This window comes from Sphingobacterium composti, from assembly GCF_009829075.1.
Lineage (GTDB): Bacteria > Bacteroidota > Bacteroidia > Sphingobacteriales > Sphingobacteriaceae > Sphingobacterium > Sphingobacterium composti.
The window spans coordinates 22,274-45,774 of sequence record NZ_WUQZ01000020.1; the positions used below are offsets into that span (position 1 = coordinate 22,274).

Here is a 23,501-nt window from a genome sequence, read left to right on the forward strand (position 1 = left end):
TCCTAATTCATTTTTTAACAAATGTTAAAAGAATAAATTGTACCCCCTTAAGTAGATATGATAAAACTAAGATGTAGAATCAAAAAATAAATTTAATTTTGCAAGATACATTACTAACCAGATCAATAATGACAGGAAAACAATTAATTGACACTATCCAAATAGGAGATGTAAAGTTTGAAGCTTACATAATAATAGACGAAAATAATTTAGAAGCTTTTGCCATCTATTTTCAACAAAATGAAGATCCGTTGGTATTGTTCCAACAAATTTCAAACGATCATAAAGTGGAAATAAAAATAAATCAACAATTAGTTGAGGAGCTACAATTGCTTAAATCAAAAGATATTGAACAGCGAAAAGAGCATTATAAAATTTTCCAAGAATTTGTGCTTAATGCAGAACAAAAAGCCAAAGAAATTGCTTTCCAAGATGCTAAATTGAAATATTTTACTGACATTCTACTTGTAAAAGGAATCGAACAAGCTTACTTTGTAGACTAATTATTTTCTTTTTAATAGTTTTGAAAAAAAAATATAGAAGAAAACTAAAAATAAGATTAGTACGAGAATAATAATTGTTTCTTGCGTTCCCACGCCCCAAGACATTGTATTCATAGGACTAAGGTATAAAAAATGGGTGATTAATTTTAAAATCACCCATTTTCATTTACAAGCTATTTTTATTTTTTCTCAATTATGGCTTTATAAGCACCTGGAGTAAGATCTAATGTTAAATCATACAAACCAGCTGAGGTAATCTCTATATCGGCTCCACCTTGCGTAATTTCATTTGGAGTACCTCCGAAATTTATTGCCCAATCATCGTTGGCTCTAAATTTTATCTTTCCCACTTTTAAGTTCAGAGACACTTTCCATACATAAGTTCCTTTTCCACCTTCGAAAGTCATATCCGTATCGCTGTCCCATCCACCTGGCGTAGCATCACCGATCACTCCCATATCAAGTTTTAATGCAGAATAAGTTAATGCATCTGAGTCCATGCGAAGACGATAGAATCCGTCTTCAGTTACAGTTATATTCTCGGCATCTTCATCTTGTAGTAAAACACCAGCTGCTGATCCGAGACCATATGCGCCTTCCCAATCTACATTAGTTGGCAAAAACTTGAAACCTCCATCAGCAGTCAAGTATTCAAATGTTTCAAATGTAGTTTTACTATCTTCACCATACAAAGTCATGGCTACAGCATTCGTTGGCTCCCAACCCGCTCCGGTTGACCCACCGACTACAAACATTTGGGGATTGCTTTCCTCAAATGTTATGGGTTGAGTTTTAGTTACCGTCTGTCCACCTGCCTGATACGTAATTTTTAAAGTTGCCTCACCGATATAGCTTTCGTCTAAGGGAATACTGAATTCCCTTTCAATAATATTCTGATTAGATTCTTTTGAAATTTGTTCATTCAGTAATACTGTTCCGTCCTTTTCAATACTAAAATCGAAAGTATTGATATTTAATGCGATGAAACCTACCTTTAGTTTTTTTCCTATCTGTATCGTTGAAACTGTATTTTCATTTATGGAGACAATTTGATCGTCGATAGTATGTTCAACTTTCTTACATGCATTGATTCCAAAGAAAAGCAGACAACATAAACTAATTGCTATAAATTTATATATTGTTTTCATATTCTTCTTATTTAATAACCTGGATTTGGTGTTAGATTACTATTATTAGCCAATGCAGTCGCAGGAATTGGGAATAATCGCTTATGTGTTTCACTAGGATTAGCTGTCTTGAATAGCATAGCATCTTCCCATTTCCCAAAACGAATCATATCCGTACGACGAGTAACTTCAAAAGTAAATTCCAATGCGCGCTCTTTATAGATAGCATCCAAATTCAATGTTGCTACTGTAAAATGCTTCTCTGGATTGACAGGAAATGCTCTTTTACGAACTTGATTTGCTGCTTCCAGAGCATCTGCAGCCGCTCCGTTTGTGGCACCACGGAGAATAGCTTCTGCTTTCATTAATAAAACATCAGCTAATCTAAATACCACCACATCATTACCTGCATCGCTTCCGATATGATTTTTGTCTGGTTGGTATTTCACACATCGTGCACCCGCCAAACGACCTCCATCATCTGCTCCACCAATATCAAAATCAGAACCTGGCAGTAAATTATAACCTTCTGGATTAATAAAAACATTCACCCCATTATTTATCAAAGGTTGACCAGTCGCATTGTACTGTTGACCATATAACCATTGTTGCTTACGATTATCTAAGTCTTCAAATAAATTGAAATAAGCTGGCTGCGCACTCCAACCATTCCAAGGATTACCATTCAATTCAAATGTTTGGCGATGCGCATAATGCAATACTTTATTGAACAAGGCATTACCTTTTGCTCTTGATGCATCAAATGGAATAGAAAAAATTGGTTCTGGACTGTCCGCTCCATTATCTGCTTTGAATTGTGCTAAGAAATCATTTTCTAAGGAATATTTCTCTGAAGCAATTACCGCATTTGCATTTTCAACGACCTTATTCCATTGTGCTGTACCTGTGTAAACTTGCGCATTGAGATAAGCTTTAGCTAATAATGCGTGTGCAAACCACTTTGTTGGTCTTCCGTACGTTGCTAAAGATTTCTCTTCACTCAATAACGGTAAATTTTCTTCCAATTCGGAAACCACAAAATCAAAAATCTGCGCACGAGGTGTTGTACTTGGTAATTCTGTACCTGTATCAAAAGATGTTACTAAAGGAATATTTCCATACGCATCCATCATCAAATAATAGTACCAAGCACGCATGGTTTTAATTTCTGCTAATGTTTGGTTCTTTTGTTCTGAATCCTCAGATTTTTCCAACACGCTCAACACACGATTACATGTACCAATAGCATTGAAGCCCCAATTCCAAGCATTTCTTACTACCTCGTGCGATGGAGACCACGTATGAAAATGCATATCCCGCCATTTACCACCATCAAACCAGTCACCACCACGTGTCGGAATTACCACTTCGTCCGAACCTGCGGTCTGTAAATCGAAATAATCCCCAAAATATCCCCTAGCCGAGGTATAAACAGGTCCTGTTACCGCAACAAACTGTTCGGGCGTTTTTGGGAAAGTATCTTCTGTGTAAGCTGAATAAACTTTATCATCGAATTTGGTACACGAAGCGCCAAAAAAAGTAAGTCCAGTCAACAGAAATATATGTAGTTTATTATTTTTCGCTTTCATATTATTTACGTATTAAAATGTGAAATTGACACCAAGAACGAATGATCGAGTTTTTGGATAATAGCTTCTATTATCAATACCTGGAGATAATGCTGAATTTCCACCTAACTCTAATTCAGGATCAACACCTGTATAATTAGTTAATACAAATAAGTTTTGTGCAGTCAAATACAATCGCGCTTGTTTAAAATATTTAGCTTGACTTGTGTTGAATCGATAACCTAAAGTCATATTATCTAGGCGCAAAAACGAACCATCTTCTAAAAATCTGCTCGACGCGATCAATGGTGTTTCAAAAATTCCTTCTTCTAACGCGTCCTTAGAAATATTCGTCACATTCGCCTGTTGCAATCTTGATAAATCTGCACGTGTAGCATTGAAGATCTGATTGCCGTAAACACCTCTTAAGAAGATATTTAAATCCCAACTTTTGTATCTGAAATTATTATTCCAGCCATAGGTAAACTTAGGAAGCGCATGACCCATAATTTGGTAATCGTCTGGAGCAGAAATTTGGTCTTGTGTTACCAATTCGCCTGATGGTTTTTGATAAATTGTACGCTTTGCAACTTCGTCGTAACCTACATACTTAGCCACATAGAAAGTTCCTAAAGGTTGACCTGGCAATACAATTGATGCAGTTTGCCCAGTCCATCCTTCCAAACCTATACCACCTTCATAACGTTGTGACACACCGATATTCTCAATGTTAGAAGAAAGTGAACCAACTTCGTTTACATTTCTTGCAAAATTCACAGTAGTGGAATAGCGGAAATTTTCATTGGAATATACATTAGCGTTCAACACCACTTCTATTCCTTTATTACTCATACTTGCACCATTTGCCAATAATCTGTTGAATTGATAAGGAGGAGAAGGTACATCGTATTCATACAATAGGTCTTTGGTTTCTTTATTGTAATACTCAATTGTACCACCAATACGACCTCTCCACAATTCGAAATCCAAACCTACATTAAACATGGATGTGCTTTCCCATTTCAAATCTGGGTTTTCATTTTGACTTACACCATATGCATTTACCCATTTACCATTGTAGAAAAATTGTCCATCACGTGGTCCAAACAAAATAATACTACGGTAAGGATCAATATTTTGGTTACCCGATGCACCATAACCTGCTCTTATTTTCAATTCAGAAAATAATTGTTGGTCTTGCATGAAATCTTCACGTGTTAATCGCCAGGCCGCAGAAATGGACGGGAATGTTGCCCATCTGTTATTCACCCCAAATTTGGATGAACCATCACGACGAATAGAAGCACTTAACAGATATTTCTCATCGTAATTATAACCCAAACGACCGTAACCGGATATTAATAAGGATTCTTTGATGTGTGGATAACCTTCTCCTCTAAACTCAGCATAAGGATTATAACCATCAGGTAATGCTCCTAAATTTAGATTATTAGATCCTAAATCATCCGACATAAATCCAACAGTACTCCCGCGAAGACCATCATCATTCTTAGTTTTTTGGTAAGAATAACCTGCCATCGCCTCAAATGTGTGCAAATCAGCAGTGAAGGAATAATTCAAATAAGATTCTAAAATTTTGTCAATATGTTTTAAGGCAGTACGATCTGCAAACCCTCTTCCTAAAGCGAAAGAATCAAAATCAGTACGCGCCATATAATAATTCTTGTCCCAATGCGTACGTTGGTAAGACAAGACATTCGACCAAACTAAGCCATCAACAAGCTTCAAATCTGCTTTGAAGTTTCCAAGCAACGTGTTATTACTTCTGTTTTCATCGCGAAGGTTCAACATCGAAACTGGATTCATATAACCTGTACGGCCTACGACTTGAAAATAGCCACCATATTGCGCATATCCTGGATCATCGGTCATAATCGGCGAAGTCGGCACAAAACGTGCTGCGCCATTAAAAATACCATAATCGATATGCGTAGATGTATTGATGCTATTCGCTAAATTAAATGATAGTTTCAATCGGTCTTCAAAAGCGTTTTGATCAACGCCTACACGCGCAACAATTTTTTCTACACCACTACGCTTCACAATACCTTGATTGTTGAAGTAATTCACAGAAGCATTGTATCGTGTGCCTTCACTTCCACCTGTCAGCGATAAATTGTGGTTGTGCGATACACCATTTCTTGTGATAGCATCTTGCCAATCCGTTTCGTAGCCTGTTTCAGTAGGCGCTACTGCAAGTCCATTTGCTTCGACAAAAGCCTTATGCTCTGCAGCACTTAATACATTCACACGATTAGAAACTGTTTCTGATGCAGCATAACCGCTGTAAGAAAGGACAGGCGCGCCTGCTTTACCTCTTTTGGTCGTCACAAAAATAACTCCATTGGCTGCACGCGAACCGTAAATTGCTGTCGAAGATGCATCTTTCATCACGTCCATCGATACAATATCATCTGGCGCAATCAGTTCAATATTAGCGCCTACAATTCCATCAATGACATATAATGGCGAAGAACTTGCTGTTAGAGAAGAAGGTCCACGCAATTGCATCGTCGCCCCGGCAGTTGGATCACCACCAGACCTGTTCACCGTAAGACCTGCGACTTTACCCGCTAATAATTGATCTGGGGAGCTCACTACACCTCTGTTAAATTCTTCTGGAGTTACGCTAGAAATTGAGCCTGTAACTTGTTTACGTCTAGCTGTACCGTAGCCTATAACTACGACTTCTTCCAGTTCATCAGAAGCTGAAATTAGTGTTATATCCAAGGTATTAGCGCCAGCTATTACATTAGTGTTGGTTTCAGACTTCTCAAAACCAATCATATTCACGACTACAACTTGTCTGCCAGCTGGCACATTATTCAGCAGATACTCCCCATTTGCATTTGTAGACGTAGCAATAGCTGAATTTTGAATACTTACTGTTGCTCCTACAACTGCCCCTCCATTTCCATCTGTAACTTTACCTGCAATAGAATTCGTCTGCATAGCAAACGAAGCATAACTCGACAAAGTGATGAAATTAAGTAGCAAAAACAAATAGAACAGCAACGAATTACGAAATGTAAAATTTTGCATAATTTGAGTTTTTGGTTTATATTAAGATAAGTTGAATGGTTTTTCTATTAAAAGAACAAGCATTCGATAGTTTTTGTTTTCCTTATTTTGGTTACCATAACATTTGGGAACGTTCCCAATGATATTACATAAAGATAATAAAAAATTCTTTTCAGACCAAAATATTTTTCAAAATAAGATTTTTCAAAATATAGGAAGAAGTCTTATCTTTCATTTCTTTAAAGAAAGTTCATGAAACAACAGCCAGCTAAGACCACCTCACAAATCACTTCATTATGTATTGGATTTTTAGGAATACAAATTGGTTTTGCACTACAAGCTGGCAATGTTACACGAATACTTCAAAATTTTGGGGCTGATCTTACCCAAGTATCATTATTTTGGCTCATAGCTCCTTTGTCTGGCGCGATAATTCAGCCACTTATTGGGTATTTGAGCGACAAGAACATAAGAACAGGGAAAACAAGAATTCCTTATCTGTTGACAGGCGGAATTTTATGTACTATATCCTTATTTGCTCTACCGAATTCAAATCTTCTCATCGCGCTATGGTCACCATTATTGATTGGCGCATGGCTTATTATAATAATTGATTTGTCTTTCAATGTAAGTATGCATCCACTTCGGACTGCGATTACTGATTATTTACCTATTTCTCAGCAACCAAAAGGATTTGCAATTCAAACATTTCTAATTAGCCTAGGTGCTATATTAGGTTCTACTTTACCTCATATATTACATGAGTTTCTATCGTTAAGTTCGACATCCACAGGCAATCAAATTCCAGATAATGTAAAGTGGTCGTTTTATATTGGTGCGTCATTATTATTAATAGCGGTTCTTATCACAGCTAGAGCCATCAAAAAATACAACACTAAAATACTATCCGTTCCTCAAGCAAGCTTAACCACAACTTTTTATATACCAAAAATTCCTAAAAAGATGTGGCAATTGGGATTAATACAATTTTTTAGTTGGGCTGCGTTTTTTTTGATTTGGATTTTTATGACACCTGCAATAGCACAACATATATATGGTGAATACGATTATACTTCTGAGTCAGTACTGTATGCCAAAGCAGCTAATTATACTGGAATTTTGTTTGGCTGCTACCACCTCTCCGCAAGTATCTTTTCACTCGTATTACCCTATTTATACAAAAAGACAACCATTATAACTGTGCATCTAATCTCTTTGTTTTGTGGTGCATTAGGATTGTTAGGAATATTCTACAGCACATCTATTCAAGATTTATATCTGCCGATGATAGGTGTAGGAATAGCTTGGGGTAGTATATTAGCATCACCATTCGCGCTTTTAAGCAGGATTATTCCTCAACAAAAAATTGGTTTATATTTTGGCATTTTCAATTTATTCATTACTGTACCACAAGTCGTAATAGGTCTGATTGGTGGTTGGCTTATACAAGATCACTTTGGTGGTAAAGCAATTTTTGCCATTTTAATGGGAAGTACAGCCTTAATATTAGCGGGATTATCAGCTTTACTTTTTAGAAAATCTCTAAAATTGTGAAGAGTTTCGAATGACTAATTCGGATTTAAGCACAATTGTATTAGAATCCAAATGCTGTTCTTCTCCTTTTAATTTTGACAACAACACTTTTGCTGCTTTTTTACCTATTTTTTCAGCTGGTTGAGTGACTGTTGACAATGCTGGCGCCAAAAGTTCAGCAATCTGTAAACTAGAGAAAGCTACAACTTTTAAGTCTTGCGGAATGCTCAACCCAAGTTTATTACACACAAAATAGGTAGAAAAAGCTAATCTCTCTACCGAAGCAAATATTGCATCTGGCTTATGATTTATCAGAAGTTGCTTGATGATATTAAAATTCTCCTCGTATGAATTCGAACAATCTACTATTAGCTCTTCCTGTATTCGGATATTGTATTTTACAAGAGCGTCTTTATAACCAAAAGCTCTTTCTTTACCTATAGAATGATCTTTGTCTACCACTAAATAAGCTATTCTTTTACATCCTCCAAGAATTAAGTGCTCTGTAGCGTCAAAGCTACTCTGGTAATCATCTGTGACAATTTTTGTAATATTAACATCATCGTATACACGATCAAAAAATACTATGGGCATTTTTACTAAATCAATATTATCTAGATAGCTGTGGTTATCCCTCTCGCCAACAACAGACATTAAGACTCCATCAACCTTGCCATTTGAAATACTTGTGATAAACTCTCGCTCCTTATTTATATCATCATCCGTTGCATAAATCAAGATATGATAGCCCTCACGCTTAGCAATCTCTTCTGCACCTTTGATGATTTGCGTAAAATAGTTGTTTTCCAATTCGGGAACCACAATCGCTATGGTTTTACTCTTTTGCTCACGCAAATTACTAGCATAATGATTAGGACGGTAGTTAATTTCGTTAGCATAAGCCAAAATCCGATTCCTAGTATTAGGATTTATATCACTTTTCTCCTGAAATGCACGAGACACAGTAGACTTTGACAAATTCAAAGCTTTAGCTATGGAAATAATATCTACCTTACTCATAATTTTAGAATTATAATATTTTAGGAAAACAAAGTAAGCAAAAAAACGGTTGATAAAATTATTAAATGCATAATTAGATTTAAATAATGTAGCAGAAATACAAAACTTTCGTTTCATTAATAATAACCATTATAAAATTATGAAAAATCAACTTTTATTATACGCGTTTTTATTCCTCATAATAATCAGCTGCAAAAAAGACGAAAATTTAACCCCTGATTTTTTACAAGGGAAATGGAATGAGGAAGTAGAAGAATTCCAAACCCATAGAAATTACTATTCCTATATTTTTCATAAAAACAGTAATGAATGTCACATCTTTATTCTTAGAGATAAATATTATTACACAACAGACACAACAATATTCAAAAAATACGCCTTAGATCCGGATAATAGTATATTAACCATATTTGAAGGAATTTCTATAAATGAAAATAAGAATGTGGAAAAATATAAAGTCTCTCTTAAAAATTCTACCATAATGCATTGGATAGCCGTAGAAGAGAATGGAAGGGTTAGAAAAATGAAAAAACAAAAAATGGGTGATTAAATCACCCATTTTTCACATTTATCTAAGAATTCTTGCTTAATATCTGCTCCAATACCAATATCATCCGAAATATTTATTTCGTAACCACTGTACTGAATCCCACCTATGACTGGATCCTCGAGATGCCCAACCATACAAGTATCCAAATCATAAAATTTTACATTTGGAGATGCATATGCAAAATGCACTTTAGCAGCCAAAGCCAAACGCGACTCTAGCATACCACCTATCATACACGGTATACCGTATTCAGATGCTACTGCTTGTATTTTCAACGCTTCATTTATCCCCGAAGATTTTGAAAATTTGATGTTAATATAGTCACAAGCATCAGATTTGCACAATCTTTCTGCATCATAATGCGAATACACCGATTCATCAGCCATTATCGGCACAATAGTTTGGGTACGCAATTCTGGCAATAGATGATCATTATAGGTACGCATTGGCTGTTCACAAAATTGAATTTTATAAGCCTCTAAACCTTGAAGAGCTTCGATTGCGCCTTCGTAAGACCAACCTTGATTGGCATCAATGCGGATTGGAATATCAAAACCAACAGCTTGACGTATTGCTTTTATTCGAGCAATATCATCTTGCGGCTTTTTACCCAACTTCACTTTTAACGCAAATGCCCCATCTTCTTTTAATTTTAATGCCTTTTGTGCCATTTCTTCAGGAGTAGCAATCCCCAGCGTGATATCTGTGACAATCGATTTTTGTTCACCTCCTAAATACTTATACAGTGGTAAACCCACGGCCTTTGCATTCAAGTCATATAGTGCCATATCAAAAGCTGACTTTATAGTAGCGTTACCAGCAATATATAAATGTAATTCCGCTAAACGTTCTTCCAACGCTAAAGCATTCTTACCTTTCCAAATTTTTGCAAAATCTTGGGCCACAGCAATGCAAGTATTCTGTGTCTCACCCACTATCATCGGAAATGCGGAGCATTCTCCCACACCATAATGTTCTGTATCTGTAATTACCTTAATAAAAGTGTTTTGAGCGTAATCCATGGTACCTGTGGCAATGACAAATGGCTCCATCGGAATACTTAGTCGGTAGATTTGTATTTCAGTGATGTTCATAATTCTTTGTATAGAAGGACAAAAAAACGAATGAAATTCCATATTACCTATCAAACTACGAAATAAATACAATTTGATTCTAAAAAAAGCTACAAGATTAAAAATAAATCAACATATTATATTTTTTATTGAAAATATTTCAATTTTTTTGTGATATAATTTTTATATTAGCAAACTCTTAATCGACTTAACATAATTTATATAAGAATGCAGCAAGAAGGACTTTACAACCCAGAATTTGAACACGACGCTTGTGGTGTTGGTTTTGTAGCACATATAAAGGGAAGAAAATCGCACGATCATGTACGTGATGCCTTGATTATGCTAGAAAACATGGAACATCGCGGAGCATGCGGATGTGATCCTGAAAGTGGTGATGGTGCGGGAATTATGATTCAAGTACCACATGAATTTTTGTGGGAAGAATGTATTGACTTAGGCATACAACTTCAAGAGCCTGGTTATTACGGTGTAGGTATGGTTTTCTTACCAAAAGAAAAACCTTTAAACGAACTATGTCGTCAAGTAATACAAGAAGCCGCAGAAGATAGAAAAATGGATTTTTTAGGCTTCAGAGTAGTTCCAGTAAATAAAGAAGGTATTGGACCTACAGCCTTGAGCGCCGAACCCGAGATCGTTCAGTTTTTTGTAGCAAGACCAGATGGCGTTACAAATACTGAGGATTTCGAACGCAAATTGTATGTCTTAAGAAGACTCATAATCCAAAAAATCAAATCAACCCAAGAATACCCTCTTCCACTCTACATCGCTTCGCTTTCTTGCAAAACAATTATATACAAAGGCCAATTAACGACTTATCAAGTTGGTACTTATTATAAAGATTTAAAAGATTCACGTGTCGTATCTGCTTTCGGTTTGGTACACTCGCGTTTCTCTACTAATACATTTCCATCATGGTCATTGGCGCAGCCTTTCCGCATGATGGCGCACAATGGTGAAATTAACACCTTGACAGGTAACTTGAACTGGTTTTATGCAGGTGTTCGCTCTCTTTCTTCTCCATATTTCACAGAAGAAGAGATGGAAATTTTGCTTCCTGTAGTAGACAAAGGACAATCTGACTCGGCTTGTTTAGATAACGTTGTTGAATTATTATTACATAGCGGACGTAGTTTACCACATGTGATGTTGATGTTGGTACCTGAAGCTTGGGACGGAAACTCGCAGATGGACCCATTGAAAAAAGCATTCTACGAATATCACGCGACTTTAATGGAGCCATGGGATGGTCCTGCTGCATTATGTTTCACGGACGGTAAAATGATTGGTGCTACCTTAGATAGAAATGGTTTACGTCCATTACGTTTTGCGGTGACTTCGGATGACCGTGTAGTAGTTGCTTCTGAAGCAGGTGCATTACCTATCGATGAGTCTATCATCATCAAAAAAGGCCGTCAACAACCTGGGAAAATCTTCGTAGTAGACATGGAAGAAGGTGTAATCCGTACTGACGAAGAGGTAAAAGGCGAATTAGTTCGTCAACAACCTTACGGCGAATGGATTAACAACTATAAAATCAAATTAGAAGAATTAGCAGACCCACGTGTTACGTTTACATACTTGTCAAAAGATTCTGTTTTCAAATATCAACAAGCTTTCGGCTATTCGAGAGAAGATATTGAAACGATTTTGACGCCGATGGCGACAACAGGTTACGAACCTATCGGTTCAATGGGTACGGATGTTCCGTTAGCTGTATTGTCAGACCAACCACAACATATTTCTAGTTACTTCAAACAATTCTTTGCGCAAGTAACAAACCCACCTATCGACCCTATCCGTGAGCGTTTGGTGATGAGTTTGGCTACTTTCATTGGTAACTCAGGAAATATTCTTGTTGAAGATAAAAAATCTTGTCACTGCGTAACGTTAGAACATCCTATCTTGACTTCTAGCGAGTTAGAGAAATTACGTTCTATCGATACTGGTGTATTCCAAGCGAAAACATTACAATCATACTTCCGTGCTGACGGTAAACCAGGTTCATTAGAAGCAGGTATCGAAAGATTATGCCGTTATGCAGATGATGCGGTACGTGATGGTTTTGAGGTAATTATCCTTTCTGACCGTGCTATCGATTCACAACACGCAGCTATACCTTCTATCTTAGCTGTTTCTGCAGTACACCACCACTTAATCAAAACAGGTAACCGTGGTGCTGTAGGTCTAGTGGTTGAAGCTGGTGATGCTTGGGAAGTACACCACTTCGCTTGTTTATTAGCCTTCGGAGCTACGGCAATCAACCCTTATTTGGCTTTAGCAAGTATCCGTACTTTGAAAGCTGAAGGTCAATTAGACACTGAACTAGAATGGGAAGATTTACGTAAAAACTACGTAAAAGCCGTTTGTAACGGGTTGTTGAAAATATTCTCTAAAATGGGAATTTCGACGCTTCAATCTTATCATGGTGCTCAAATCTTCGAAGTATTGGGTATTGACAAATCTGTTGTTGACAAATTTTTCTGTGGTGCAGTATCCCGTATCGGCGGTTTGAACTTAGATGATATCGCTCGTGAAGCATTGACTAAACACTGGCGTTCATTCGAAGCTCCACGCAACGTAAAACCATTATTGCCAGAAGGTGGTATTTACCAATGGAAACGTCGTGGTGAAGTTCACTTGTGGAATCCACAAACAGTACACTTGTTGCAACAAGCGTGTCGTAACAATGACTACGAATCTTTCAAAAAATATTCAGCATTAATCAATAACCAAAAAGAAGCAATGTTTACGCTTCGCGGATTATTAGATTTTGCAAAACATAGAAATGCAATCCCTATCGACGAGGTAGAACCAGCAAGCGAAATCCTAAAACGTTTTGCTACAGGTGCCATGTCATTCGGTTCTATTTCGCACGAGGCGCATAGCACATTAGCTATCGCGATGAACCGCATCGGTGGTAAATCCAACACAGGGGAAGGTGGTGAGGACGAAATCCGCTACCAAAGATTACCTAACGGAGACTCTATGCGTTCGGCTATCAAGCAAGTTGCTTCTGCACGTTTTGGTGTAACATCCAACTTCCTGACACAAGCGGATGAGATTCAAATCAAAATGGCTCAAGGTGCTAAACCAGGAGAAGGTGGTCAATTACCAGGACACAAAGTAGATGACTGGATTGCAAAAACTCGTCACTCTACACCAGGCGTAGGTCTTATCTCTCCTCCTCCACATCACGATATTTATTCTATCGAGGATTTGGCACAGTTGATTTTTGACTTGAAAAATGCCAACCGCGATGCTCGTATCAACGTGAAATTAGTTTCTAAAGCTGGTGTTGGAACGATTGCTGCTGGTGTAGCAAAAGCACATTCCGATGTAATCTTAATCGCAGGTTACGATGGTGGTACAGGTGCTTCGCCTATCAGCTCAATCAAACATGCTGGTCTTCCTTGGGAACTTGGTTTGGCTGAAGCGCACCAAACTTTGGTACAAAACAAACTACGTAGCCGTGTGGTATTACAAGCTGACGGTCAAATGAAAACTGGTCGTGACTTAGTCATCGCTACATTATTAGGTGCTGAAGAATGGGGTGTTGCAACTGCAGCTTTAGTGGCTGGTGGATGTATCATGATGCGTAAATGTCACTTGAATACTTGTCCTGTAGGTGTAGCTACTCAAGACCCTGAATTACGTAAATTATTCTCAGGGAAACCAGAAGATATCGTCAACCTATTCCAATTCTTAGCAGAAGAAATGCGTGAGATTATGGCTCAATTAGGTTTCCGTAGCATCAACGAAATGGTAGGTCGTGCCCAATTCTTGAAAAAACGTGAAGATATCAACCACTGGAAAGCAGCTAAAGTTGATTTCTCAGGCATCTTACACGTAGCACGCAATGAAGTTGGTCAATCACTTTACAATACAGAAGAGCAAGACCACGGCATGAGCATGATTTTAGATTGGGGATTATTAAAACAAGCTAAAGAAGCTTTAGAAAATAAAACGCCTGTATTTGGCACGTTCAAAGTGAAAAATACAGACCGTACAATCGGAACTTTACTTTCTAACGAAATTTCAAAAATCTACGGTTCGGAAGGCTTACCTGACAACACGATTAACTTCAAATTCGAAGGTTCAGCGGGACAATCTTTCGGTGCATTCAACACCAAAGGTATTTCTTTCGAATTAGAAGGCGAAGCGAATGATTATGTTGGTAAAGGTCTTTCAGGTGCTCAATTAGCTATCTATCCAGATAAATCAAGCACATTGACTCCGCACGAAAATATCATCATTGGTAACGTAGCCCTTTATGGTGCGACTTCAGGTCACTTATTTATCAATGGTATGGCGGGCGAGCGTTTTGCTGTACGTAACTCAGGTGCTACGGCTGTAGTCGAAGGTATCGGTGACCACGGTTGTGAATACATGACAGGTGGACGTGCCTTAATCTTGGGTAATACAGGAAGAAACTTTGCGGCTGGTATGAGCGGTGGTATTGCTTGGATTTACGACATCAGTGGTAATTTCAAGGATAACTGCAACCAAGAAATGGTAGACCTTGACCCATTAGATACAGAAGATGAAAACGAAATCATCGCATTATTGAAACGTCATATCAACTTGACGAAGAGTGAGCGCGCTTCATTTATCTTAGAAAATTGGGCTACCGAAAAGAACAAATTCATCAAGGTATTCCCTCGTGAATATAAAAATGTGTTATTGAAGAAAAAAATGGTTGTAGCTTAATTTAAAGAGGAAATAAAATCATGGGAAAAGCAACTGGATTTTTAGAATTTGATAGAGTACTTCCTCAAAAAGAGGCTGTAGAAAATAGAAAACAAAATTACCAAGAATTTGTACACACTTATTCTGACGAGCAACTAAACAACCAAGCTGCACGTTGTATGAACTGTGGTATTCCATTCTGTCACTCAGGATGTCCACTTGGTAATGTCATTCCTGAATTCAACGATGCTGTTTATGACGGCAAATGGGAAGAAGCATATAATATTTTGTCATCGACAAACAATTTCCCTGAATTCACAGGTCGTATTTGTCCAGCACCATGCGAGTCAGCATGTGTGTTGGGTATCAACAAAAACCCTGTAGCTATCGAGGAAATTGAAAAACATATCATTGAGATTGCTTACAAAAAAGGTTATGTTCAACCGAACAAATCTGCAATCAAAACAGGTAAAAAAGTAGCTGTTGTTGGCGGTGGTCCTGCTGGGCTTGCTGCTGCAGCACAATTAAACAAAGCAGGTCACGACGTAGTCGTTTACGAACGCGATGACAAGGTGGGCGGATTATTACGTTATGGTATTCCTGATTTCAAATTAGACAAATCTGTTATCGACAGACGTGTGGAAGTGATGAAAGAATCAGGCATCGAGTTCCGCACGAATGCTGAAGTAGGAAAGAATGTTCCGGCATCAGAATTAGACCAATACGACGCAGTTGTATTGTCTGGCGGTTCTACAATTCCTCGTAATTTGAATATCCCTGGACGTGAACTAAAAGGCGTTTACTTTGCGATGGAGTTTTTGAAACAACAAAACAAGCGTGTGGGCAACTCGCCTATCGAAACAGAAGAAATCCTAGCTACAGGCAAAAATGTATTGGTAATCGGGGGTGGTGACACGGGTTCTGACTGTGTAGGTACGTCAAACAGACATGGTGCAAAATCTGTCACTCAATTTGAATTGATGCCTCAACCGCCTCAAACCCGTACTGGCGCCATGCCTTGGCCTACTTACCCCATGTTATTAAAAACTACGACTTCGCACGAAGAAGGATGTCAAAGACATTGGAGTATCAGTACAAAAGAATTCTTAGGTGACGATAATGGAAATTTACGTGCTGCTTTAGTCGTAGATTTAGAATGGGAAACTGATGCTTTGGGCAGACCAACGAAATTCAAAGAAGTAGAAGGTTCACAACGTGAAATTCCTTGCGAATTGGTAACACTAGCTATGGGTTTCTTACATCCTCAATACGAAGGCCTATTGCAACAATTAGGCATTGCTTTGGATGAAAGAGGAAATGTAAAAGCTGCTGAAGGTTCTTACCAAACAAATGCAAGCAAATATTTCGCTGCTGGTGATATGCGTCGCGGACAATCTCTAGTTGTGTGGGCGATATCTGAAGGTCGTGAATGCGCACGCAAAGTGGATGAATTCTTAATGGGTTCTACCGTATTAGAAAGCAAAGAAGCTGTCTACACACATGCATAGCAACTAATCATCATCTATATTTTTCAATCGAACCTTCTTGTGAATTGCAAGAAGGTTTTTTTTATTAATACCAACATAGATTTAGAAAACTTAATTGTCTTTCATTGCGCAAAAGTGACATATAGAATTCCTATGATTTATTTTATCAAAATATTATTTCACAATAAACACCAACAACAAAATTATTATTAAGAAAATAAATGATATTTAATATCTTTGCGCAAAATATCACTTATAAACAACGTCAGTAATTGAGCAATACAAAAGACATAATTACATTTCTGAAGAAAGAATCAAGTTTTGATGCTTTGTACAACATCTTGATTCTTGTTGTCTCTTGTTGTATTAGCTATATTTTTTTCGAAAAAGAAACGACGATTGCTGTTGGCGTAGGAATACTTCTTTCTTGTTTGACTGATTTACCTGGAAATAGACAAGATAAAGTTAGTACAGCCATTTGGTGCATATCCATATTTATAATTACGAGTTTTTCAGTCGCGATTGCTAATTACCGCCAAAGTGAAATCATCCTATTCATATTAGCTTCTATTGGATTCATTTATACATTTATCACGATTTTTGGAGCTAGAATAGGTATTGTCGGTAATATTGGACTTATCGTAGCAAGTTTTACAATAGGATTAAGACCATCTGACCCAATTATTTACGCTATTGCAGTTAGTAGTGGGTGTCTCATCTATTTTACTTTCTCTTTGATATTCGCACATATTTATCCTTATAGGTCGCTCAAATATGCTGTTGAAGATGGAATTACCAATATGTCGAATCTGATTTCGGTAAAAGTTGATTGCTACGATGAAACAAAAAACTTAAATGCGACTTACAAAAAACTGAGTATTGTTCATATCCAAGTAAGTGATAAACTTGAACAAATAAGGTCATTATTACTACGTGAAAATCAACTTTTAAATTCTGCGAACAAGACCACCCAAGTGTGGTTGTCCAAATTATACTGTCTTGTGGACTTGTATGAGCAATTGATGGCAATTGACCATGACTACGAAACCACAAGAGAGCTTTTAAAACCAACACATACGTTACCACTAATTCGTATTGCCTTAAAAATATTAGCTGATGAAACAGCAAAAATAAATCTCTCGAATACGGCTCCAAGCTTTGAAAGCAACAAGAAGGATGAACTGCTTGCTATTATAGCTCAGCTTAATAGTATCAACACCATTCTAAGCAAAGACCAAAAAAAATTAATTGACTCAATATCCTCACAACTTACGCAGATATTAGACCTTCTTTCAAAAATTAAATCAAATACTATTACACAAACTAATACGTGGATTGACAATTCGACCTACAGAGATTTTATCACACCGAAAGCAACTTTCAAAAGCATATTAAAAAACCTAACATTCAATTCAACTATATTCCTATATGCTGTACGCATGTCGCTCTTATTGGCTTTTGCTGGAGCGATTGGATATATATTACCTGAGTTTAGGTATGCGTCATGGATTATTTTAACAGTAATATTAGTCGCAAGACCGACTTTCAATATCACCCAAAAGAGAAATTATCAAAGAATCGTAGGTTCTGTGATTGGATTATGTATAAGTATTGGATTGTTGTTAGTTTTTAAAAATAATATTGCTCTCCTATTCTTTACAACTATTAGCGTATATCTGTATCTCTTGTTTTCCAGAACAAATTATCTTGTATGTGTCATTTTTATCACCATTGGGATAGTTATCTTTCAAAGTTTATACGAAGGGAATACGCCGATTATTTTGAGCAGTAGATTTGCTTTCACCTTATTAGGAGCAATTTTAGCAGTCTTAGGATGTTTAGCCATTCCGATTAATTATTTCAGAACTATAAAAAATCAAACACAGATTCTTCTCAAAAACTTCAATACTTATTTGAATAAGATTCAAGAAAACATTAATAGTGAAGATGTAAATTATTATGAGCTTCGATTATTAAGAAAATCGACCCAAAACACTTTAGCCCAAAGCTTTGATGCACTCGAACAATTAGAAAAAGATCCAATAATAGGCAAAAAATACAAATCAAACATTCATCATTTTCAATCTTTAGCCTATCGCATTAATGCTTTACTGATTGGGATAGCCATAAATATCAACAAAGTGCAAGATGAGTTTGAGTATTCTAAAATAATGGAGAAAATGGAGCACATCCAAAAGTTCATTACTGATGCACAACAATTATCCGACAATATAACTTATCGGAAGATTTGATTTTTTTCATAAATTAATTCAATATTCCAACCTAAAATCAAATAATCTACCAACTTAGTATATTTTCTTTTTTTATAGGGCAATTCCTATGATTTGCGTATGTTTGTACTTAGTTAAGAATTAATCTAAAGAGTACATTGGGCGATATTCTACTTCATATTCTTGTACCGCTTGTCATTTTTGGCTTTATTGCTTTGTTTACGCTATTTGCGGTATATGCAGAGCGCAAGATTGCGGGTTTTGTACAAGACCGTTTAGGCCCGATGGAAACTGGAAAATACGGTTTACTTCAAACATTCGCCGACATTCTTAAGCTCCTTCAAAAAGAACTCATTAACCCTTCTGCTGCGGATAAAATATTATTTACCGTTGCACCAGTCGTTATTTTTGTAGCTGTATTTATTGGATATTCCGTAGTACCTTGGGCACCTAATTTTATACCTGCAAATACAAATACAGGACTTTTCTTCATCATGGCTGTTGTATCCATAGATGGTTTGGGTATCTTGATGGCAGGATGGGGATCAAATAACAAATACTCTTTACTAGGTTCAATTCGCGCAATTGCGCAGATGGTTTCGTATGAAATTCCGGTTGGATTATCTTTGATCGCTGCGGTGATGATTACACAAACCTTAAATCTGAACGAAATAGCATTTAATCAAGGAATTCTCAGTACAGAAAAAATTCATTTTCTAGGATTTTGGGATGTTTCCGAAATCGGCGGAATATTCGCTTGGAATATATTTCAAGCTCCCCACTTGATTGTTGTTTATGTCATATTTTTTGTGGCAACGCTAGCAGAATGTAACAGAGCTCCATTCGATATTCCAGAGGCTGAATCCGAATTAATTGGTGGTTTTCATACAGAATATGGTGGCATTCGCTTTGCCTTTGTATTCTTAGCAGAATATGCCATGATGTTCTTGGTGGCCATGCTTGGTGTAGTTATCTTTTTAGGGGGATGGAATACACCTTTACCCAATATTGGCGCTTTAAAATTAGCAGATTGGACAACAGGTTTGGTTTGGGGTATTTTTTGGACTTTTGCAAAATCATTGACCATTGTAGGTGTTCAAATGTGGATACGTTGGACTTTGCCACGTTTCAGAGCAGACCAACTAATGAACTTATGTTGGAAAGTCATGATCCCAATTGCTTTTGCCTGCATGGCAATATCAGGATTGTGGCGCATATTAGTAATGAATTAAGTTGATTTTAAAAACAACCATACACGGCTTTGCAACTGCGGTAAAAGGATTACTTTTGACCGTGAGGCATCTATTTGGTGCTAAAAAATCACGTGAAACACGCGACATTCGTCAAGCTGATTATTTTGAGAAACAAGAAGGCGTAACGACGGTACAGTTTCCACACGAGACAATGCCAATTCCTGAAGTAGCACGTTATCAATTAGACGTCGAAATAGATGATTGCATCGTGTGTGATTTGTGCGCAAAAGCCTGTCCTGTGGATTGTATAACTATAGAATCTATCAAATCACCTGAGGCAATAGGAAAAACATCGGACGGCAGTGTAAAACGTCTGTATGCCGCGCAGTTTGATATTGATATGGCCAAATGTATGTATTGTGGCTTATGCACGGTAGTATGTCCAACTGAATGCATCACCATGACCAATCAGTACGACCGCAGCACGACAAAATTAACGGACTTAATCTATGATTTTGGCGAAATGACGGATGAAGAAATAGCCAAACGCTCAGAAGAATGGACACGTTTCCAAGCTGATAAGGAGGCAGCTAAAAAGAAATAATGAATCTAGAAGTATTTCTTTTTTATGCTTTTGCAGTTTTAGCAATAGGTTCTTCGCTTTTAGTGGTGAGTTTGAAAAATACTGCACGCGCTTTATTTTTATTCTTCATCACCTTATTCGCAATGGCTGGCTTATTCTTATTTGCTTTAGCAGATTTTGTGGCAATCACGCAAATCATGGTGTATGTTGGTGGGGTTTTGATTTTAATGATTTTTGCTTTCATGCTTTCAAACAAAGAGCTATTGGCAGATTTACAACATATTTCAGGATCATTTATAAGTATGCCTAGCTGGCAATCCTTATTGCTTGCCATAGGGTTTTTTACCGTTATTTTACTAGGCTTGAAAGAATGGAATAATGATATGCCCGAATGGATAATGAGTAATATCAAATCCGGTGATATCATCTCACCTACTGATAACAATATACACCAACTGGGTATCAAGTTCATGACACAATATGTATTGCCATTTGAGGTCATTTCTATTTTCTTGCTGATGGCGCTTATTGGCGCAGCACATTTATCCAGAAAGGAGGATACCCAATGATTACGTTGACTCATTTTTTGGTGGTAAGTGCTTGTATTTTTTGCATTGGGTTATACACGGTTTTAGCTAAACGCAATGCGATTATGATTCTTGTCGGCATCGAATTGATGATTAACGCAGCAATCTTGAATTTTGTAGCTTTCAGCAAATATGATAAAATCAATTACGGTGGTCAGGTATTTGCCTTGTTCGCTATTGTGTTAGCGGCAGCTTCAGTGGCTGTAGGATTGGCAATTATCTTAAATGTATACAGACATTACAAAACCATTAATCCAGATAATATTACGGACTTAAGAGACTAATGAATTATCTACTGAACATATCGCCTATTGTAGCAAGTATGCTAGTTGTACTTTTGCCTTTTGTTGCCTTTATCATCCAGGCAATATTGGGTAAGAAGTCAACTTCCGGTATATTTTCGTTGGTCGCTATCCTGCTGAGTACAATTCTTTCGGGAGTTTTTGTATTTGCCGAAGTTTGGAATGGCAAGCCACTACACGCCGATTATACATGGTTTACAATTGGTGAGAAAACATTCAATATTGGGATATTACTGAATAATATGACGGTTTTAATGCAGTTTATTGTCTGCATTATAGCATTGCCCGTACATATTTATTCCAAATCCTATTTGAAAGGTGATTCAGGCTTGCATCGCTATTGGATGTATTTAAGTTTATTCTGCTTTGCGATGCTGGGCTTGACGATTTCCAAAAACCTACTTGTCATGTACATTTTCTGGGAATTGGTGGGTTTCGCTTCATACTTATTAATCGGATTTTGGTTTACAAAAGAATCTGCTGTACAAGCGAATAAAAAAGCTTTTTTAATCAATAGAATTGGAGATTTGGGATTTTTAATCGGTCTTGCTATTCTATTCAGCACCTTTGGAACGTTAGATTTAGTGGAGATAGTAGGAAAAGACGGCTTATTCTTCCAAAGTATCATTGATATTAATTCGGGGTTAATCACCGCAGCTGGAATTTGTTTCTTTTTAGGAGCTATGGCAAAATCAGCTCAGTTTCCTTTACATCTATGGTTGCCTGACGCGATGGAAGGTCCAACTTCTGTTTCTTCGTTGATCCACGCAGCGACAATGGTTGCTGCAGGGGTATTTTTACTGAGTTCTATTTTCCCATTATTCAACGGAACGGTTTTACTTATTATCGCAATCATAGGCACTATAACAGCTATAACCTCAGCTTTTTTTGCGGTAGCACAATACGATATTAAAAAAGTATTAGCTTTCTCTACTATTTCGCAATTAGGCTATATGATGGTTGCTGTAGGTATTGGCGCATGGGATGCTGCAATGTTTCACTTAGCAACACACGCCTTTTTCAAATGTCTATTATTCTTGAGTGCAGGTGCGGTTATTCACGAAATGGCACATTTGAAAGCACATACCAATCTAGATTTTGACCCACAAGATTTGCGTAATATGGGCGGACTTCGTCAATATATGCCAAAGACCTTCGTGATGATGGCAATTGCTTCACTGGCTTTGGCAGGCTTTCCATTGACTTCAGGATTTCTGTCGAAAGACGCTATCGTGATTTCTGCTTTCGAATGGGCAATACAACAAGGTGGGTTAACAATTGTGATTCCCATTGTTTTAGTGATTGTCAGCATTTTAACAGCATTCTACATTGGAAGATTAATTTTCAAAGCATTCTTTGGAACCTTACGATTTGATGTTGGTGATAAAGTACATTTGCATGAGGCGCCAAAAACAATGCTGATCCCAATGGCTTTCTTAGCTGTTTGTTCTTTATTTATTGTATTTTCTTGGAATCCCTTTTCGTATGCTAATGCTGCGATTTTAAACGGATTAGTCGTTAATTATACGTTCCCTGAAATTCACGCTTTACATACAATAATTCCAATTGTATTGACCGCTACCGCTTTAATTAGCTGGGTTATTGGCTATAGTTGGTATGTAAAAGGTAAATATCCTTTGAATGCGAATAGCAGTTGGATTGATTTCGCACAAAATCAATTTGATATGAATGAATGGATGATGAGAGCTTTCGTCAATCCTACGTTCAAAATCGGAAAAATCAGCTTTTGGTTTGATAAATACATCGTGGATGGCATCGTGAATGGCTCAGCTTATATTACTCGCCAAGTCAGTGCCTTGATAACTTGGATTGATAAATACATTGTCGACGGTATCGTGAATGGCGTAGCCAGCTTAGCTTATGAACTTGGAAACGCATTACGTACATTTCAGAATGGTCGTTTGCAAAGTTACTTGGGACTCACCATGACTGTGGTTTTGATTGGAATAATTTATTTGATATTAAAATAAA

Annotated in this window: 16 protein-coding genes; 11 read left to right on the forward strand and 5 right to left on the reverse strand. The window is 37.1% G+C overall.

Translation table 11 applies throughout. The features are described from left to right. Window positions 1–128: 128 nt before the first annotated feature. Window positions 129–503, forward strand: a complete 375-nt coding sequence (locus GOQ17_RS12505; protein WP_159637809.1) for a hypothetical protein — start codon at window positions 129–131, stop codon at window positions 501–503. Window positions 504–682: 179 nt separating this feature from the next. On the opposite strand, the gene GOQ17_RS12510 is transcribed toward GOQ17_RS12505, so the two are convergent. From GOQ17_RS12510 to GOQ17_RS12520, 3 genes are read right to left on the reverse strand one after another with little or no spacing between them, the layout of a single operon-like run. Beyond that, on the reverse strand, window positions 683–1,651 hold the full coding sequence (locus GOQ17_RS12510) for a cadherin repeat domain-containing protein (RefSeq protein ID WP_159637811.1): 969 nt from the start codon (window positions 1,649–1,651) through the stop codon (window positions 683–685). An 11-nt stretch (window positions 1,652–1,662) separates the two neighbouring features. Then, the gene (locus tag GOQ17_RS12515; protein ID WP_159637813.1) at window positions 1,663–3,219 is read right to left on the reverse strand and encodes a RagB/SusD family nutrient uptake outer membrane protein; all 1,557 of its coding nucleotides are present in this window, start codon (window positions 3,217–3,219) and stop codon (window positions 1,663–1,665) included. A gap of 12 nt (window positions 3,220–3,231) precedes the next feature. Beyond that, the gene (locus GOQ17_RS12520; protein WP_159637815.1) at window positions 3,232–6,261 is read right to left on the reverse strand and encodes a SusC/RagA family TonB-linked outer membrane protein; all 3,030 of its coding nucleotides are present in this window, start codon (window positions 6,259–6,261) and stop codon (window positions 3,232–3,234) included. A gap of 231 nt (window positions 6,262–6,492) precedes the next feature. On the opposite strand from GOQ17_RS12520, the gene GOQ17_RS12525 reads away from it, so the two are divergent. Further along, the gene (locus GOQ17_RS12525; RefSeq protein ID WP_159637833.1) at window positions 6,493–7,794 is read left to right on the forward strand and encodes an MFS transporter; all 1,302 of its coding nucleotides are present in this window, start codon (window positions 6,493–6,495) and stop codon (window positions 7,792–7,794) included. On the opposite strand, the gene GOQ17_RS12530 is transcribed toward GOQ17_RS12525, so the two are convergent. Next, a complete protein-coding gene (locus GOQ17_RS12530; protein ID WP_159637835.1) occupies window positions 7,783–8,793 on the reverse strand; it encodes a LacI family DNA-binding transcriptional regulator in 1,011 nt (336 codons plus the stop codon). The two genes, GOQ17_RS12525 and GOQ17_RS12530, sit on opposite strands and share 12 nt — an antisense overlap. Window positions 8,794–8,932: 139 nt before the next feature. Here GOQ17_RS12530 and GOQ17_RS12535 point away from each other — a divergent pair, with 139 nt between their 5' ends. Beyond that, complete coding sequence (locus GOQ17_RS12535; protein WP_159637837.1) at window positions 8,933–9,343, forward strand: hypothetical protein; 411 nt, start codon at window positions 8,933–8,935, stop codon at window positions 9,341–9,343. Here the strand turns inward: GOQ17_RS12535 and GOQ17_RS12540 are convergent. Next, a complete protein-coding gene (locus tag GOQ17_RS12540) occupies window positions 9,340–10,437 on the reverse strand; it encodes a mandelate racemase/muconate lactonizing enzyme family protein (protein WP_159637839.1) in 1,098 nt (365 codons plus the stop codon). The two genes, GOQ17_RS12535 and GOQ17_RS12540, sit on opposite strands and share 4 nt — an antisense overlap. Before the next feature lie 207 nt (window positions 10,438–10,644). Between GOQ17_RS12540 and gltB the strand changes: the two genes are divergently transcribed. The 8 genes from gltB to GOQ17_RS12580 all read left to right on the forward strand — a co-directional run bounded on the left by gltB (window position 10,645) and on the right by GOQ17_RS12580 (window position 23,500). Further along, window positions 10,645–15,147 carry a glutamate synthase large subunit gene (gene gltB, locus GOQ17_RS12545; RefSeq protein WP_201288613.1) on the forward strand — a complete coding sequence of 1,501 codons (4,503 nt, stop codon included), beginning with the start codon at window positions 10,645–10,647 and terminating at the stop codon, window positions 15,145–15,147. A gap of 20 nt (window positions 15,148–15,167) precedes the next feature. Further along, on the forward strand, window positions 15,168–16,634 hold the full coding sequence (locus GOQ17_RS12550) for a glutamate synthase subunit beta (protein ID WP_159637841.1): 1,467 nt from the start codon (window positions 15,168–15,170) through the stop codon (window positions 16,632–16,634). Between the two features lie 251 nt (window positions 16,635–16,885). Continuing rightward, window positions 16,886–18,865: an FUSC family protein gene (locus tag GOQ17_RS12555; protein WP_159637843.1), complete on the forward strand. Its 1,980-nt coding sequence runs from the start codon at window positions 16,886–16,888 to the stop codon at window positions 18,863–18,865. Window positions 18,866–19,002: 137 nt separating this feature from the next. Beyond that, window positions 19,003–20,076: an NADH-quinone oxidoreductase subunit NuoH gene (gene nuoH, locus GOQ17_RS12560; protein ID WP_159637845.1), complete on the forward strand. Its 1,074-nt coding sequence runs from the start codon at window positions 19,003–19,005 to the stop codon at window positions 20,074–20,076. Between the two features lie 4 nt (window positions 20,077–20,080). Next, on the forward strand, window positions 20,081–20,641 hold the full coding sequence (locus GOQ17_RS12565; RefSeq protein ID WP_159637892.1) for a 4Fe-4S binding protein: 561 nt from the start codon (window positions 20,081–20,083) through the stop codon (window positions 20,639–20,641). Beyond that, window positions 20,641–21,189: an NADH-quinone oxidoreductase subunit J family protein gene (locus tag GOQ17_RS12570; protein ID WP_159637847.1), complete on the forward strand. Its 549-nt coding sequence runs from the start codon at window positions 20,641–20,643 to the stop codon at window positions 21,187–21,189. The genes GOQ17_RS12565 and GOQ17_RS12570 overlap by 1 nt, the downstream gene beginning before the upstream one ends. Beyond that, the gene (gene nuoK, locus GOQ17_RS12575) at window positions 21,186–21,491 is read left to right on the forward strand and encodes an NADH-quinone oxidoreductase subunit NuoK (RefSeq protein WP_149913193.1); all 306 of its coding nucleotides are present in this window, start codon (window positions 21,186–21,188) and stop codon (window positions 21,489–21,491) included. Before GOQ17_RS12570 ends, nuoK begins: the two co-directional genes overlap by 4 nt. Beyond that, entirely contained in the window at window positions 21,491–23,500 is a 2,010-nt protein-coding gene (locus GOQ17_RS12580; RefSeq protein ID WP_159637849.1) for an NADH-quinone oxidoreductase subunit 5 family protein, read from the forward strand. Before nuoK ends, GOQ17_RS12580 begins: the two co-directional genes overlap by 1 nt. Window position 23,501 lies beyond the last annotated feature (1 nt).

Bases quoted from the DNA above. Each gene is read 5' to 3' on its own strand.
- GOQ17_RS12505 (WP_159637809.1), top strand. From the start codon at position 129: ATGACAGGAAAACAATTAATTGACACTATCCAAATAGGAGATGTAAAG.
- GOQ17_RS12510 (WP_159637811.1), bottom strand. From the start codon at position 1,651: ATGAAAACAATATATAAATTTATAGCAATTAGTTTATGTTGTCTGCTT.
- GOQ17_RS12515 (WP_159637813.1), bottom strand. From the start codon at position 3,219: ATGAAAGCGAAAAATAATAAACTACATATATTTCTGTTGACTGGACTT.
- GOQ17_RS12520 (WP_159637815.1), bottom strand. From the start codon at position 6,261: ATGCAAAATTTTACATTTCGTAATTCGTTGCTGTTCTATTTGTTTTTG.
- GOQ17_RS12525 (WP_159637833.1), top strand. From the start codon at position 6,493: ATGAAACAACAGCCAGCTAAGACCACCTCACAAATCACTTCATTATGT.
- GOQ17_RS12530 (WP_159637835.1), bottom strand. From the start codon at position 8,793: ATGAGTAAGGTAGATATTATTTCCATAGCTAAAGCTTTGAATTTGTCA.
- GOQ17_RS12535 (WP_159637837.1), top strand. From the start codon at position 8,933: ATGAAAAATCAACTTTTATTATACGCGTTTTTATTCCTCATAATAATC.
- GOQ17_RS12540 (WP_159637839.1), bottom strand. From the start codon at position 10,437: ATGAACATCACTGAAATACAAATCTACCGACTAAGTATTCCGATGGAG.
- gltB (WP_201288613.1), top strand. From the start codon at position 10,645: ATGCAGCAAGAAGGACTTTACAACCCAGAATTTGAACACGACGCTTGT.
- GOQ17_RS12550 (WP_159637841.1), top strand. From the start codon at position 15,168: ATGGGAAAAGCAACTGGATTTTTAGAATTTGATAGAGTACTTCCTCAA.
- GOQ17_RS12570 (WP_159637847.1), top strand. From the start codon at position 20,641: ATGAATCTAGAAGTATTTCTTTTTTATGCTTTTGCAGTTTTAGCAATA.
- nuoK (WP_149913193.1), top strand. From the start codon at position 21,186: ATGATTACGTTGACTCATTTTTTGGTGGTAAGTGCTTGTATTTTTTGC.
- GOQ17_RS12580 (WP_159637849.1), top strand. From the start codon at position 21,491: ATGAATTATCTACTGAACATATCGCCTATTGTAGCAAGTATGCTAGTT.